We start from the raw sequence: 15,351 nt of genomic DNA, 5'->3' as shown, positions 1-15,351 counted from the left end.
ATCACCCCTCCTTGCCGGACTGTTCGATGAAGCGCGCAAGGTTGCGGACCGAAGCGAAGTGGGTTTTGACATCTTCGTTCTTGGCATCAATACGGACGTCGTATTTCTTCTGAATTGCGACCCCGAGTTCGAGCGCATCAATGGAATCAAGTCCAAGTCCCTCGACAAAAAGCGGTTCTTCGCTGTCAATTTCTTCGACTGTGACGTCTTCAAGGTTAAGCGTCTCGATAATAAAGGCTTTAAGTTCGTTTTCCAGCGCGGTCATTCTTCAGTCTGTCCACAAAATAATCCCTGATGAACCGGGTAACATACCGGGCCTGTTTGGCACGGCTGAGCTCCGGATCATGCAAATCCCCAAATGCAAGCGGCTTATCCACCACGATACGATAGCGTATTTTCGATGGTGCGATCCTATACCACGGTACCCCTTTTTGCAGAGTATCGTGATTACAGTGCACAACCACCGGAATCAAGTCGGCTTGTGTTTCTATCGCAATGTTGGCAACGCCACGTTGGAATTTCCCCAATGTTTGGTTGCTTGGCGTGCGTGTTCCCTCCGGAAAAATCAGGATGCACGCACCATCACTCAGATGATGTTTCGCCTGTTTAATCAGGTGTTCCGGGTTGTCATCGTTGCGAATAAAGCCGGCAGCCCGCACAACACCGAACAAAAACGGATTCCGAAACAGCTGGTGCTTTACGACACATTGGCACTTATCAAGCTGTGCCAGGATCATCACAACATCAAGCAGAGTAGGGTGGTTGGCGATGATGATCGACCCGTTTGCTGCACGAAGCTGCGCAATATTCTCGGTTTCGACCGAGGCGACGCCGATTGTATCAAGCATTCTGGCAAAAACTCGGAAACCGCGACAAATAACGAGCTGGGCATAGCGCCTGCGTTTTTCGCGGTCCTGAAGCACCAGCATCATGGCCAGAAAAATCGTAAGCGCCATAAAAAGCCCGCCGAGCCCGAAACTGGCAAAGGCAAAGCCCGTGGCGAAAAGGCGCCAGTACCAGTTAAAGCCTTTTTGGGTGCGTTTACGCTGAGGTGCTGGCTGTTGGGCTATTTTGTCAGTCATTTTTGGTAACGGTCCAACAACCGTTGGTGCCGAAAAGCGTGTGTTTTCCTAGGCCGCTTTCCAAAAACTCGGCAAACCGTTCTGCCTCAAGAGGTGCCGATGTTCCAGTCGTTTCCGAAGTCGTACCGAAGTCGGCCGTGTAACTGTTGGATTGGCTGGAATCCGATAAAGGTTCGAACCGCACGGCCAGCGCGGTTCCAGTTTGGTCGTCCTGTTCAAGATGTCTGTATACATCAGGCAGCGGCAGGTCGATATAGCACAATATGACGGGCAGGTTGGTGTCATTGATCTGGCAAATTGCCTCTGTCATACCAGCGACAAGGCTGTCAGGACCGGCGGCAACGGCGGTATGGCTTTCAGTTATTGACCAATTAATCGATGCGATGCCCACCAGCGCGTTATGGACCGAAATGCCAAAGTCGGCCGGGGAGAGTGCTTCGTTGGTTATGACCTGGTGCAGAAGCTTTACGGTGCGTTCGATATTTCCGTGTCTTGACGCAAACACGATGTATGGATTGTCGTCTGTGCGCAAGGTTCTGGTAAGAACCTCTGCTGCGGCACGACCATACAGATCCAGTCGGCGTTTCCATGCCGGTTTCAAACCGCCAGCCAAGTCAGCCTTGCCGATCCCGGTTTTACTGGATTGAAGCAGCCCGGGCGTTCCGTATTTCAAATCTGCGTGATCGTTAGACCCGCACCAGAACGCCCAGTTTGTAATGCCGACTTGCGCTGACATAAGTGGCGCGGTCAGTTGGCAAGCGCGGCTTTGGCCGACACTTCACGCAAGATATCCTGACGCAGGTTATTGACCCAACGATTGTAATTGTAATGGATCGAGGCGCCGTCATAGTTCAGGTTCGTGCTATCGGCGTAAACAATCGAGAATTCGGTTTTGTCGAAGCCGATTCTAACTTTTGCCATGTGCGAGCGCGGCGAGTAGGTCGCGAACAATACGCCTTCCGCCTGACGGGTGATGATCCAGTCACGGTCGGACGCGGCTTTGATGATGCTTTCTTCAATTTGCGCAAGGCTGAGCTTTTCAGTACCGGCCGGGAATGCATGATGAGTGACATTTTCGACAGGTGCCGTGCGGCAGGCCGCGACAAGAAGTGTCAACAAACCGACAACGGCAAACTTTAAACGGCGCATATCCAACCTACCAATTCTCGATATTATGTTGTGCATCCGATGCGGATGATTGTTGCATGTTACAACAATACTTAATTGTGTAATGAAACCATGATGAACCATTCAACCAAAACTTGGCCTTTAGACGAAAATTTCCCGTCATTTCCTGTTCAGGTAGCGGGAAATGGAAGTGTTTTATGGTCCATTCTGCGATTGGAGCATGGGGCGAACGCAAGCCGTCGCGCACAGCGCCTGCGATCGTCAAGTGCCGCGCAATCAATGCTCCGTAACCTCGCGCTAGAGCATTTAGGACCATCTCAGGCATTTGAGGTTTCAAAGGAGCCGTCGGGCAGGCCGGTAGTCAGGCTTTCAAATAAAACCTTGATGGCAAGTATCAGCCATAGCCGAGATCTGATCTGCGTCGCACTCGGATGCGATGAACAAATGGCGGTTGGCATCGATGTTGAGTATCACGAACCTGACCGAAATATTGAGGGTGTGATCCAGTCGCTTGGTTGGGCCGATGTGGGACTGTCGGCAGAGGCATTTTATAATGCGTGGTGTCTCTATGAAGCACGGTTTAAGGCGACCGGCATTATTGCTCGAAGCGAGCAGCCTGAGATGTGCGTTTCTGCCTTGGCGGTACCGGCGCAGTATAGCGGAGTGTTGGTGTGGGCGTCAGAACCCAGCGATAGTTCAATCAGTTAGGTTGCCTGGATACATAATCAACAATTTGTCATAATATATATTATAGAACCACGCGGTGTGGTGTCGCGTTAGGGAATTTCGACCTCACCTCTGAAGTCTTAGGTGCTTAGTTCACCTCAATAACCAAGCCATCATAAGCTGGTTCGACGTGATCTGGCGTGTCTGCCATCGCCTGTGCGTAGTCAAACTGGATGCTCATATGCGTCATATAGACTTGCTTGGGTTTGAACTCTTCGACCCAGCCCAGAAGTTTTTCGAGATGTGCGTGCGTGTTGTGCGGACGATGCCGCAAGCAATCCACGACCCAGACATCCAGATCATAGAGATGTTCTCTGGATTCTTCGGGGAACTCAACCACATCCGTTGAATAGGCAAACTTCCCTATTTTGAAACCCAGGGTCTCGCCATAGCCGTGGTCTTGGCTGAAAACCGTGATTGGGAGCCCTGCTGGCTTGATTGGCCCTGTGATGACATGCGGGATCAATACCGGTTTGAAATAGAACTCAACGCCTTCTGGCAGCGGCGTGAAGACATAATTGAAGCGATGATCAATGTCCGAGATTGTCTGTGCATTCGCATAGATATCAATCGGACGTTCCATGGCGACATTCAGCCAGCGAACATCATCAATGCCATGCACATGATCGGCATGCGAATGGGTAAACAGGATCGCATCGACGTGGTCGATACCGTGCGTCAGCGCCTGTTGGCGAAAATCCGGTGTCACGTCGACAAGGATCTTTTTCCCAGCTTCCTCGATCAGGATTGAGCTGCGTAAACGTTGGTTTTTCGGATTGTTCGGGTCGCACTTTCCCCATCCAAGGCCAACCGATGGCACACCATTTGAGGAGCCGCAGCCAAGGATGGTTACCTTCGTCACTGTTATTCTGCTCCCAGCGCAAGCAGGTTGTTCCGATCAGCTTTTGTGAACAGTTTGAAGAAGTTATCCGTCGTTGTTCGCGTGATTTCTTCGATGTCAACACCCTTGATCTCGGCTAGCTTGGCCGCTGTATGGGCGACATAGCTCGGTTCGTTCGGTTTGCCGCGCTTGGGCACTGGTGCGAGATACGGCGCGTCGGTTTCCACCAGCAGCCGATCCAGCGGTACGTCTTCAACAGCGGCACGAATTTCCTTGGCGGAATTAAAGGTGATGATGCCCGAACAAGAAATATAAAATCCGATCTTCAGGGCACGCTGCGCCAGAGCGGCGGAGCTCGAAAAGCAATGAATAACGCCGGTAAACGGCCCCTTTTCATATTCTTCTTCCAGAATATCCATGGTGTCGTCATCGGCATCACGGGTATGGACGATCAAGGGTAACCCCGTTTCGCGGCAAGCCGCAATATGGGCACGAAAGCTTTGCTGCTGCGCATCGCGCGGGGCATTGTCATAGAAATAATCAAGTCCGCTTTCGCCGATCCCGATGACTTTCGGGTCGGATGCCTTTTCGATCAGGGCATCGGGGCTTGAAAGCCCCTCCTCGCCGGCTTCGTGTGGATGAACGCCAATCGTGCAATAGATATGATCAGATTGTTCGGCAACCGCGCGGACCTTGTCAAAGGTCGTAAGTTTCACGCCGATGCTGACCATCATGCCAACGCCGGCATTCTTGGCCCGCGCAAGGGTTCCGCTCAGATCGTCGGAAAATTGCGGGTAGTCCAGATGGCAGTGGCTGTCGACAAGGGCGACATTCATGCCTTCTCTCCTTCATCCTCGGTCTCGACATAGCGCGGGAAAACGCCAGCCGGTTTCGGAATTTCCGACCCCGGTTTCAGGGCGTTGTCCGGTCCAAGTGCGTCAAACCCGCGCTGATCATCGGCCAGCACCAGCTGATCAAGGATTTTGGCAGCTGAGTCCGGCATGATTGGCTGAACAAGGATGCCAACGTGGCGAATGACCTCGGCCAGGACATATAAAACCGTCTCCATGCGTGCCGGATCGGTTTTTTTCAGGCCCCAAGGTGCCATTTCATCGACATAGCGGTTGGCATCACCCACAAGGCCCCAGATCGCTTCCAGCCCCTTGTTAAACGCCTGCTCATCAAAGAGCGGACGCACGGTATCAAGCATGCCGTGTGCCTTGGCGAGGATTTCCTTGTCTGCGTCGGTGAACTCGCCCGGGGTCGGGATCGCGGCGTTGCAGTTCTTGTGGATCATCGACAGAACACGCTGACACATATTGCCAAGATCATTGGCCAGTTCGCTGTTCATGCGGTTGACCATGGAACGATGAGAAAAGTCCCCATCATTACCAAACGGAACTTCACGCATAAGGAAATATCGCGTCTGATCCAGACCGTATTTATCGGTCAGGTCATACGGATCAATCACATTACCTATCGATTTGGAGATTTTCTGGCCTTCGTTGGTCCACCAGCCGTGGGCAAAGACGCGTTTGGGCGGTGTGATACCCGCAGCCAGAAGGAATGCAGGCCAGTAAACAGCGTGGAAACGTAGGATATCCTTGCCGACCATATGCAGGTCAGCGGGCCAGTATTTTTCAAGTTTGGCCGGATCCGCATCCGGGTAACCGATCGCGGTCAGATAGTTGGTCAGGGCATCGAGCCAGACATACATGACGTGGTCTTCGTCACCTGGCACCGGAACGCCCCACTTGAAGCTGGTGCGCGATACGGAAAGATCATGCATGCCACCCTTCACAAAGCTGATCACTTCGTTACGGCGTGACTGGGGTGCGATGAAGTCCGGGTTCTGTTCGTAGAATTCCAGCAGGCGGTCGCCCCAAGCAGACAACTTGAAGAAATAACTTGGTTCAGACACCCACTCCACCGGTGCGCCGGTTGGAGCAAGTTTTTCGCCGTCTTTTTCGATCAGTTCCTTCTCGCCGTAGAACGCCTCGTCACGGACAGAATACCAGCCATCATAGGAGCCAAGATAAATCTCGCCCTTTTCAAGCAACGTATTCCAAAGCGCCTGACAGGCCTTTTTGTGACGTTCTTCAGTGGTGCGGATGAAGTCATCGTTGGAATAGTTCATATGAACGGCAAGATCGCGGAAGTTCTGCGATACCTGGTCTGTAAACGCCTGTGGGGCAATGCCCTTGGCTGCGGCCGATTTGTCGACCTTTTGACCGTGTTCATCGGTTCCGGTCAGGAACATCACGTCATAACCGTCCAGGCGCTTGAAGCGGGCCAGAACGTCGCAGGCAAGCGTGGTATAGGCATGGCCGATATGGGGCTTGTCGTTGACGTAATAGATCGGTGTCGTGATGTAATAGGGCTGTTTGTGCCCGGTCATGGTCGCAAATCCTTCGCGCAAGTCGTGAAACAAAACGGCCCGAAATGGGCCGTGATGGTCAAAATTTCGGTATGTGGGCAGTGATGTCAGGTTCGCATGGTTTCTTCAAGCATGAAGAATGCATTCAGCAAGGCCTGCTTGCGATCAAGATGCAAACCGCGGGTCGCGCCCATCAATTCGTTGATCTTTTCCCATACCTCCAGCCATTGATCAAGCGGTTGCGCGGCTGCCATGCGCTGCATGGCGGGCAATTCACCGTCAACGACTTCGCGGGGCGCCTGCCCTGTGGCGGCAAACCGGATCATTCGCGCAAGCCACCAATGCATCAATTCGGTGATTGTTGCAAAGGCCGCGTCCTTGTCTGCGGGTGAAAATCGCTCTGCAAACTTATGTTGGGCTGCGACATCGGCATTGGGGAGTGCGGCGATGATATCGACAAGTTCGGTATAAAGCTCAAGCCCGCCCACTTCATGGAGTTGAAGTGCACGACCGATGCTGCCTTCTGCGAGACCCGAAAGTGCGTCACGTGCGCCAAGATCCATATCCGGGCAATAACGCCCCAGAAGATCGACAACCTGATGATCTTGCAGTGGTCCAAGATTAAGGCGCCGACAGCGCGACCGAATGGTCGGTAGCAACCGTCCCGGATGATGGGCAATAAGGATCATCATGGCGTTGGCCGGCGGTTCTTCGAGAACCTTGAGGATCGCGTTGGCAGCATTGCGGTTCAGTTCATCGGCGGCATCAACGATGACGATCCGCCATCCGCCTTCTGCCGAGGTCTTCGACATGAAATTTCCAACCGTCCGCACGCTGGCAACGGTGATTTCGCCCTGCAGGCGTTTCTTCTTGTCGTCGTACTGACGCTCGATAACCTTAAGATCACCATGACCGCCGCCAGCAATCCTTCGTGCTACCGGGTCTTCCGGATCGACATAAAGACCGTCATTCTGGTCGCCAAACAGCCCTGCACCGCCGCTATTCCCGCCGCCAGAAAGGATAAAGCGCGCCATACGATAGGCAAGTGTGGCCTTACCGACGCCCTTGGGGCCACAAAGCAGCCAAGCGTGATGCATGCGTTTGCTGTTCCAGGCATCACGAATGACTTTCTCGGCCTCTTCGTGGCCTAGAAGGGCATCATTGCGTCGCGGCTCAAAGGGGTTTTCTTCTTCGGGAAGGTCGTCCTTGGCCATGATCAGGTCCCCTGCCCGGCAATGCGCCCCTGAACAGCGGCGATGACCCGTTCACCTACGCTTTTGATGTCGCCACTGGCGTCAATGACGACACAACGGTCTTTTTCAGTTTCTGCAATTTCGCGATAACCGTCACGTATGCGCTCGTGAAATGCAAGTCCCATGCGCTCATAGCGATCCTCAGCGGCACTGACATTGGCAAAGCGTGCCCCAGCTCGGTCAAGACCAACTTCAAGAGGCAGATCGAAAATTACGGTCAGATCAGGTTTGAAATCGCCGATCGCCAGTTTCCAGAGATTGCGGATATAGTCTGCACCAAGGCCATGGCCGTAGCCCTGATAGACAACTGATGAGTCCGCGAACCGGTCACAAAGAACGACTTTTCCGTCGGCAAGGGCCGGTCGAATGGTGCGTTCAACATGATCGCGACGCGACGCAAACATCAGAAGCGCCTCGGTTACGGCGTCCCAGCGACCGGGATCGCCCGTCAGAATAAGGTTGCGGATTTCCTCGGCACCCGGCGAGCCGCCAGGTTCACGCGTGACGACAACATCCCGGCCCTGCTCGCGGAACCAGGCTTCCAAATGGTGGATCTGGGTGGACTTTCCGCTGCCTTCACCGCCTTCGAAACTGATGAACAAACCGGGCTTCGACTTCACCCGTTTGCCCCCCAGAGAAGATATTTGAAGGCTGCGCCAATACGGCCGACAAATCCGAGGCGTCCGACATCATGGGCGGCATAAAGCGGGAACTCGATGGTGTCCTGATCGGGGACTTCGACCTTAAGTGTTGCGATCTGATCGCCCTGACTGATCGGGGCAGGCACCGGGCCATCATAGACGACGGTGACCTTCATATCGCGGCTCGCACTGCGCGGCAGTGTCAAAAGGATTTCCTTGTCAGCGACAAGATCAACCTTGGTTTCCGAACCCAACCAAACATTGGCGGAACTCACGGTTTCGCCCTCGGCAAACAGATCGTAGTTGTCAAATTCGCGGAATCCCCAATCCAGAAGCTTTTGGGACTCCGTGCGACGTTCACGTACAGAATCCAGACCATTGACCACAAGGATCAACCGACGCCCGTCACGCTCGGCCGAGGCCGTAAGACCGTATCCGGCCGCTTCTGTGTGACCGGTTTTGAGGCCGTCAACACCGGCACTTGTGCCCAATAGTGGGTTACGGTTGGGCTGACGGATACCGTTATAGGTGAATTCCTTGACGGAATAGAGCTCGTAAAGGTCCGGGAAATTGCGAATGGTATCGCGCGCAAGGATGGCAAGATCATGGACTGTTACAAGGTGGCCGTCAGCCGGCCAGCCGGTGGCGTTTTTAAAGACAGACTTGGTCATGCCGATCGCGCGGGCTTCTTCGGTCATCGCCTCGGCAAAGGCTTCTTCGGATCCACCAATACCCTCTGCGACGACGATTGCCGCGTCATTTCCCGACTGAACGATAATGCCGTGCAGCAGATCCGAGACCGAAACGTTGGAGTTTACCTCGACAAACATTTTCGATCCGCCCTTACGCCAGGCTTTCTCGCTGACGTGGAAGGTGTCGTCCATCGAAACGCGACCGTCCTTGATATACTTGAACAGCATATGAACGGTCATCATCTTGGTCATCGAAGCCGGCTCAGTCAGGGTGTCCCCTTCTTTATCAAGCAGCACAGCGCCGGTATCGAAGTCCATAATGAAAGCTTCACGTGCGCTGGTCTCTATCGCCTGCGCGCTCGCAAAGCTCATCGACATTGCCATGACTGAGCCAAAAATAAAGGCTCCGGCCACTACCCGGTTCAGAGTGTTTTTGAACGGAACTGGCGGCATCAAAGTCATGGCATTCTAACCCTGTAAAATAATTTCTCTATGCACCGGGAAACGGTGTATCCGCTGATTTGCTTATGTCGCAAATTCGGCAGAATTGTGCAACACCAACAAGCCCGGCATTTTAAATGCGGTAGCATAACCGGCTTTTTTCAATCAACAGACAGATGTCGCCGAGCCGCCATCAGCACACTCAACGACAACTTTTGCCCCGTTTTGGCCGGTCGCGATCACCCGTTCAAGCAGGATGTCCGCTTCCGGGACTGTTTCCAACGGACCAAGCCGTACGCGGTAAAAGGTCGTGCCTTTGACGTCGATCGACTCAATCTTGCTGGGGGCAAGATCATAAAGGCGATTGCGCAGGTTTAAGGCATTGTCATAAATGGAAAAGGCACCCGCCTGAACATATATCGAAGACGATGCGACAGGCGCAACTTCAACCACGGCGGCCTCTTCAACCACGCCTTCAAGGGGTGCGGATTGAACACTGGCGCTGGAAGACGGCGGCGTCAGTTTAATACTTGAAGTGGTCGGTTCGCCTGCGTCGGTTATCGGGCCGTCATCAAGGCGGACTGTTTCAACAACATCGCGCGGTGCTGCCGTAACGGTGCTTTGTTCGGCCGAGGTCACTTGCGGGGCGGCTTTACCTTGCGCGATTGCTGCGATCTGACGGCTTTCGGCTTCAACCACTTCGACGAGAACCTTTGCCGTGCCTTTTCGCTCGAACCCCAGAAGCTGGGCAGCGCGGCGCGACATATCTATGATCCGCCCATGGGCGAATGGTCCTCGGTCATTGACCCGTACCTTGATCGACTTGCCGTTTTCAAGGTTTGTCACCCGAACGATGCTCGGCAGTGGCAAAGTCCGATGGGCGGCTGAAACTTCATATTGATCAAAAATCTCGCCGTTGGCGGTCTTCTTGCCATGGAACTTGGGGCCATACCAGGATGCAATACCGGTTTCAGTGTACTCGTAATCTACGGCCGGATAATACCACTGGCCGGCAATCTCATATGGATTACCGATCTTGTAGTTTCCGATTTGGGCAGGTTGTTGTGATTGACCGCCAAGCCGTTTGACGCCATGGACGGCCAGTTGCGTTTCAGCACAGCCCGCCAGCAATGCGCCAAATGCTGCAACCGCCAGGGTAATGCGGCATTTAGCTCGCAGGTGTGCGAAGGCACTTTTTCGTGGTTTGGGCATCAAGGTGTCCCCGCTTGTAGATGCTCTGTCCATGCTCGTTCAGACAAGATGTCCGTTTCCCGGACGTTGTTTTTAACGACCGGCAATCGCATCGGCCAATGTGCCAACCGCAATCGCAAAGTAAGTCGAACGGTTCCAATGCATGATGGTATGGAAATTGTTATAAACCATATATGCGGGACCTTCACCGTCATTTACGATGACAATTGATGCTTCCATGTCTGCCGCGGGCAAATCTGCACCGTTTGGCATTCGAACGCCAAGTTCCTGCCATTCAGAAATTGGTTTGCGGAGATCACGACCTTCAAACTCGGTATTGAAGTTTTCCGGCAGCGAAATCTTGCGGCCCCAGCGCTCGTCTGCATGCCATCCGACCGAGGAAAGATAGTTTGCTGCAGAGGCAAAGACGTCTTCCTTGGCCCCCCAAAGATCAATCTTGCCATCACCGTTGCCGTCGCGTGCGTAATTCAAGAAGGTAGATGGCATAAACTGCGCCTGCCCCATGGCTCCCGCCCAAGAGCCAGACATCTTTTCCGGCGCGATATGACCAGCGTCGATGATGGTCAGCGCGTTCATCAATTCCTTGCGGAAATATTCGGCGCGACGTCCCTCAAATGCGAGGGTGGCAAGTGAATCGACGACCGAGTATCCGCCGGTGAAACGACCAAATCCTGTTTCAATGCCCCAGAAGGCTGTCAGGTAATGACCCGGAACACCGTATTTCTTGGCCGCAGCGTCAATGATTTCGCGGTTTTCAGCGTACTTCTTACGACCTTCATTGATGCGGGATTGCGGCACAACCCGATCAAGATACTGCTCAAAGGTCAGTTTGAATTCCGGCTGGCTGCGATCATATTCGATCACTTTGGGGATCGGTTTGGTATTGGCAAAGGCAACGTCGAGTGTGGCATCGGAAATGCCTTTGCTTGCGGCTTCCTTTTTGAATTCAACGAGCCATTCGTCAAATCCTTCGGTGGTGAATTCTGGAAGTTTCTCATCGGTCTGTGCAAAGGCCGGTGCATTTGCCGCCATCACAGCAACGACGGAGGCGGCAGTCAGTAGTTTCCAGAATTTCATCTAAGCCTCATCCAATCATGTAATCAGTTTTCCGCCCCAGGATTTTGTGGCCCAGGGAACCATGCATCTGTGCGGCCGGTCCAGTAGTAGGCGGTTAAACCAACCCATTCCCGCAAAGCACGGCCCAACGATTTGATACCGTCAGAGACGTTAAGACTTGCTAAATGGATGTCATTTGAGGTGGATCTGTCGACCGGATACGGGATCACATTCCAGCCGGCCTGACGGAATACACCTACCGCCCTTGGCATATGTTGCGCCAAAGTGATTAGTACCCAAGGCTTTTTGGCACGTTCAGGCCACTCGCGATAGACCATCTCCAGAGATTTCGTCGCGTTCTCGTGCGTGTTCCGCGATTTTTTTTCAAAATACATGTTCGACGTCTTCAGGCCCGATTCGTCCAACCAGTTTTCAAGGACGACTGCTTCGCTAAATCCACGCTCTGTCAGATTGCCATCCCCGCCAGTGAACAGGACAGGTTTATCAGGATACAAGCTGGCAACTCGCAGCATCGCGAATATCCGGTCTGCGGACTGTCCTACATTCATTTCGCCGCGCTCTAGGTAACTGTCTGGGTCAAGGCTCCCAGCCAATGTGACGGTTCCAGCAAACTCGATCTGTGAGAGTTTTGGTTTCTCGAAACGGGTTTCAAGAGGATGCGAGAGCATATCTCCAACCGGGATAACCGTGATTAGCAACGAGGCTCCGCTCACAATAATCAAGCCAACTACTGCAAATTTGCGTGTTCTTTTGATGAGCATGAACCCCAACAGAACCGTGAGGAGGAAACCGTGCATGAATACAGCGTCGCTCAGGATGCTGACCGTTTTGGACAGGAAGTAGAACACGTTAGAGAATTCCAAAAAGAATTGGTTTGTTGAATACCATTACCATACTGAAATCAGGATAAATCACCAGCTTTAGCTGCAATATTGGATTGCCCTATTGACAGGTCATTCTCCCCAATTTATTGAAAGCGCCCAGAGCGAAACGCTCCAACCAGTTTTGCGGAGAGGTGGCAGAGCGGTTGAATGCAGCGGTCTTGAAAACCGCCGTGCCTTTACGGGTACCGTGGGTTCGAATCCCACCCTCTCCGCCATTTACTCCAAGACAGTGCAAAAGCCAGTTCAGTAGTCGCACCGTGATGTTCTCTGCGTGCTGCCAAGCCGTATCTGTCAGGACGTCATAATCGTCGAAAGGCCACTGATATGAGCGAACTGCCACCCTGCCCCAAATGTGAATCCCCTTACACCTACGAAGACGGTGACTTGTTGATCTGTCCTGAATGCGCCCACGAATGGTCGCTTGCAACAGGTCAGTCGGATGCAAATGTTGTTCGCGATTCCAATGGCACCCCACTTGCCGATGGCGATACGGTTTCAGTTATCAAAGATCTCAAGGTCAAAGGTTCGTCAGCTGTTGTCAAAGTCGGGACCAAGGTTAAGGGCATTCGCCTTGTCGATGGTGACCATGACATCGACTGCAAGATCCCGGGCATCGGTCAGATGGGGCTGAAATCGGAGTTCGTAAAGAAGGTTGTTGAATAGGCAACTGAATACAAGTTCGACCAAAAGCAAAAAAGCGCACCGAATGTGGTGCGCTTTTTCTTTTTATTGGTATTTGCGTCGTAGGGCTTAGTCAGCCCCGCCTGTCCGGAATGTCGTTCCTGGTTTCGGCTTCAAAATACGCTGGATGAAGAGCGTACCGATTGCCATCCCCACCCCGATCAGATCCGTGATCAGACCGCCGGAGATCATGAACAACGCTGCGATAACAAGCAGAATGCGCAGGAACCAAACCGCCGAACGGCCAAGGAACCAGCCCTGAACGCCAGAAGACAGAAGGAATACCCCCACAACGGCGGTAATCAACGCCTGACCGATCTGAAGATAGGTTCCGTCCATGAGGATGGCAGAGTTATAGAAGAACATGAACGGTACGATGAAGGCGGCAATACCGATCTTGAATGACGCAACCGATGTTTCCATCGGGTTGGCCCCGGATATCCCGGCCGCAGCATAGGATGCCAGTGCCACCGGCGGTGTGATCGCAGAAACCACAGCAAAGTAGAACACGAAGAAGTGTGCCGTAAGTGGTTCAATTCCAAGCTCAATCAGGCCAGGTGCTACCACAGACGCCGCAACCGCATAGGCCGCCGTTGTCGGCATTCCCATACCAAGCAAAATGGCAATCAGCATGGCAAAGACCAGAGCCAAAAGCTGGGAGGCTTCGGCCAAACCAAGCAGAAGGTTGGAGAAGCGTGCACCAACCCCGGTGAGCGCAATCACACCGACAATGATACCCGCACAGGCGCAGACCGCGATGATCTGGATCGACATGCCGCCTGCCAGCTCAAAGGCCTTGGCAACCGATCGGGCCCCCACGCGATTTGGCGTTAACCAACTGACAACGACAGCCGCAACAGTGGCAAGGGTCCCTGCCCTGATTACGGAATAGCCGAGGAACAGTGCGAAGATCAGAATGATGATCGGAAGGAACAGGAATACCTTTTTGATCATTACGTCAAAGCGCGGCAATTCATCTTCGCGCATGCCGCGCATGCCAAGTTTCGCGGCCTCAAAATCGACCATGAAATAGATCGACACGAAGTAAAGAATGGCCGGAATGACGGCTGCAATCGCGATCTCGGTATATGGAATGCCGGTGATCTCGGCCATGATGAAGGCACCTGCCCCCATAATTGGCGGCATGATCTGACCACCGGTTGACGCCGCAGCCTCAATCGCACCAGCGGTCTTCTTGTGATAGCCGACCTTTTTCATCAGCGGAATGGTGAGCGAGCCGGTGGCCACCACGTTCCCGGCAGACGTACCATTAATCATGCCCATCAAACCGGATGCAAAGATCGCAACCTTTGCCGGGCCACCACGGGCACGACCAGCGACCGAGAATGCAAAGTTCACGAAATAGTCGCCAACCTTGGACGCCTGCAGGAAGGCTGCAAAAATGATGAAGAGAATGATGTAGGTCGACGAAACAGCGGTCGTCGGGCCGAGGATCCCTGCGTCAGTGTAAACTTGGCTAAAGAAACGCTGCCATGTAACAGATGGCGACTGCAGGAAACCTGGCAGGAATTCACCAACGAAAACGTAGATCAGGAAGATGGTCGCAATGACCACCAATGCCAGACCGGCAACCCTTCTGGTCAGCTCCATAATCAGCAATGTGCCAGCGACAGCAGCGATCGAAATTCCGATTGGCGCAAAGGGTGTACCCGTTGAGTTGCGCATCAATGTGCCATAAATCGTGATCAGATAAACAGCGACAGCGAAGGCACAGACGCACAGCACAAAGTCGGGGGCCGAATATTTTTCACGCGATGTTTTGTGGAACCAGGACAAAACAATACCGCCGACCGTCGCCACCAGAAGCGGTGTTCCGAAAAGCCAGGTTTCATTAAACTTGATTGTCGCATCAATGCCGTTCCACATCACGCCGTTCTGGATGTCGAGCGCGAAGCTAAACGCCATACCTGTGGCCATGAATGCCGGCACGAGAAGAACATATGACAGATACCCCAAAAGCGGTGTACCTGTGCCCGGGCTGTCATTGAAACTGTTGGCTGAGTACCACAGAAAACCAAGCGCAAGCGCGCCCGCAACGTGAACGATACGGAAGTTCCATGTCTCAAGCGGAAAGTCAGGAAGAAACGGCAGATTAACAATCCCGCCGGTCATCCCCGAGAGCGAAACACCATTCAGTGCAAGCATGTGGAAGGCTGCATAGATTGCAGCGGAAATCGTGATAAAGGTCAGGCCACTGCCTTCGAAAAGACGTCGGTTATGTTCGACCGGCTCTTCGTCAACACCATCGGCAATAAGGTGTTCGTCTTCCACCTGGCTTTTGTTTGTCATCTGTTC

Annotated in this window: 16 protein-coding genes and 1 tRNA gene; 3 read left to right on the top strand and 14 right to left on the bottom strand. The window is 53.2% G+C overall.

Features of this window, described 5'->3' with window-relative positions:
* Position 1: 1 nt before the first annotated feature.
* The 4 genes from AC5Q5A_RS05915 to AC5Q5A_RS05900 are packed head-to-tail and all read right to left on the bottom strand — an operon-like array spanning position 2 to position 2,231.
* A complete protein-coding gene (locus AC5Q5A_RS05915; protein ID WP_064781382.1) occupies positions 2-265 on the bottom strand; it encodes a phosphopantetheine-binding protein in 264 nt (87 codons plus the stop codon).
* The gene (locus AC5Q5A_RS05910) at positions 240-1,082 is read right to left on the bottom strand and encodes a lysophospholipid acyltransferase family protein (protein WP_493894667.1); all 843 of its coding nucleotides are present in this window, start codon (positions 1,080-1,082) and stop codon (positions 240-242) included. Before AC5Q5A_RS05910 ends, AC5Q5A_RS05915 begins: the two co-directional genes overlap by 26 nt.
* Complete coding sequence (locus AC5Q5A_RS05905) at positions 1,075-1,818, bottom strand: beta-ketoacyl synthase chain length factor (protein WP_493894666.1); 744 nt, start codon at positions 1,816-1,818, stop codon at positions 1,075-1,077. The genes AC5Q5A_RS05910 and AC5Q5A_RS05905 overlap by 8 nt, the downstream gene beginning before the upstream one ends.
* An 11-nt stretch (positions 1,819-1,829) precedes the next feature.
* Positions 1,830-2,231 carry a hypothetical protein gene (locus AC5Q5A_RS05900; RefSeq protein ID WP_493894665.1) on the bottom strand — a complete coding sequence of 134 codons (402 nt, stop codon included), beginning with the start codon at positions 2,229-2,231 and terminating at the stop codon, positions 1,830-1,832.
* A 93-nt stretch (positions 2,232-2,324) separates the two neighbouring features.
* Between AC5Q5A_RS05900 and AC5Q5A_RS05895 the strand changes: the two genes are divergently transcribed.
* Positions 2,325-2,918, top strand: coding sequence for a 4'-phosphopantetheinyl transferase family protein (locus tag AC5Q5A_RS05895; RefSeq protein WP_493894664.1), 594 nt, complete (start codon positions 2,325-2,327; stop codon positions 2,916-2,918).
* 106 nt (positions 2,919-3,024) lie between these two features.
* On the opposite strand, the gene AC5Q5A_RS05890 is transcribed toward AC5Q5A_RS05895, so the two are convergent.
* From AC5Q5A_RS05890 to AC5Q5A_RS05850, 9 genes are all read right to left on the bottom strand, one after another.
* Positions 3,025-3,798, bottom strand: a complete 774-nt coding sequence (locus AC5Q5A_RS05890; protein ID WP_493894663.1) for an MBL fold metallo-hydrolase — start codon at positions 3,796-3,798, stop codon at positions 3,025-3,027.
* A 2-nt stretch (positions 3,799-3,800) separates the two neighbouring features.
* Positions 3,801-4,613: a TatD family hydrolase gene (locus AC5Q5A_RS05885; RefSeq protein WP_493894662.1), complete on the bottom strand. Its 813-nt coding sequence runs from the start codon at positions 4,611-4,613 to the stop codon at positions 3,801-3,803.
* On the bottom strand, positions 4,610-6,175 hold the full coding sequence (gene metG, locus AC5Q5A_RS05880; protein ID WP_493894661.1) for a methionine--tRNA ligase: 1,566 nt from the start codon (positions 6,173-6,175) through the stop codon (positions 4,610-4,612). The genes AC5Q5A_RS05885 and metG overlap by 4 nt, the downstream gene beginning before the upstream one ends.
* Before the next feature lie 86 nt (positions 6,176-6,261).
* Positions 6,262-7,368, bottom strand: a complete 1,107-nt coding sequence (locus AC5Q5A_RS05875) for a DNA polymerase III subunit delta' (RefSeq protein ID WP_493894660.1) — start codon at positions 7,366-7,368, stop codon at positions 6,262-6,264.
* Positions 7,369-7,370: 2 nt separating this feature from the next.
* Positions 7,371-8,027: a dTMP kinase gene (gene tmk, locus AC5Q5A_RS05870; RefSeq protein WP_493894659.1), complete on the bottom strand. Its 657-nt coding sequence runs from the start codon at positions 8,025-8,027 to the stop codon at positions 7,371-7,373.
* Complete coding sequence (locus AC5Q5A_RS05865; RefSeq protein WP_493894658.1) at positions 8,024-9,202, bottom strand: D-alanyl-D-alanine carboxypeptidase family protein; 1,179 nt, start codon at positions 9,200-9,202, stop codon at positions 8,024-8,026. Before AC5Q5A_RS05865 ends, tmk begins: the two co-directional genes overlap by 4 nt.
* A 144-nt stretch (positions 9,203-9,346) precedes the next feature.
* Positions 9,347-10,393 carry a septal ring lytic transglycosylase RlpA family protein gene (locus tag AC5Q5A_RS05860; protein WP_493894657.1) on the bottom strand — a complete coding sequence of 349 codons (1,047 nt, stop codon included), beginning with the start codon at positions 10,391-10,393 and terminating at the stop codon, positions 9,347-9,349.
* A 72-nt stretch (positions 10,394-10,465) separates the two neighbouring features.
* The gene (locus AC5Q5A_RS05855; RefSeq protein ID WP_493894656.1) at positions 10,466-11,470 is read right to left on the bottom strand and encodes a lytic murein transglycosylase; all 1,005 of its coding nucleotides are present in this window, start codon (positions 11,468-11,470) and stop codon (positions 10,466-10,468) included.
* A gap of 23 nt (positions 11,471-11,493) precedes the next feature.
* Positions 11,494-12,318, bottom strand: a complete 825-nt coding sequence (locus AC5Q5A_RS05850; protein WP_493894655.1) for a YdcF family protein — start codon at positions 12,316-12,318, stop codon at positions 11,494-11,496.
* A 161-nt stretch (positions 12,319-12,479) separates the two neighbouring features.
* Between AC5Q5A_RS05850 and AC5Q5A_RS05845 the strand changes: the two genes are divergently transcribed.
* Both AC5Q5A_RS05845 and AC5Q5A_RS05840 read left to right on the top strand, forming a co-directional pair.
* Positions 12,480-12,569, top strand: a tRNA-Ser gene (locus AC5Q5A_RS05845).
* A gap of 109 nt (positions 12,570-12,678) precedes the next feature.
* Complete coding sequence (locus AC5Q5A_RS05840; RefSeq protein ID WP_493894654.1) at positions 12,679-13,017, top strand: zinc ribbon domain-containing protein YjdM; 339 nt, start codon at positions 12,679-12,681, stop codon at positions 13,015-13,017.
* 87 nt (positions 13,018-13,104) lie between these two features.
* Here the strand turns inward: AC5Q5A_RS05840 and AC5Q5A_RS05835 are convergent, their stop codons facing one another.
* Positions 13,105-15,345, bottom strand: a complete 2,241-nt coding sequence (locus AC5Q5A_RS05835; RefSeq protein ID WP_493894653.1) for a TRAP transporter permease — start codon at positions 15,343-15,345, stop codon at positions 13,105-13,107.
* Positions 15,346-15,351 lie beyond the last annotated feature (6 nt).

This window comes from Thalassospira sp. CA1 (genome assembly GCF_059052855.1).
Note: the sequence above shows the minus strand (reverse complement) of the source record. Positions and strands in the feature narration are given on the sequence as shown.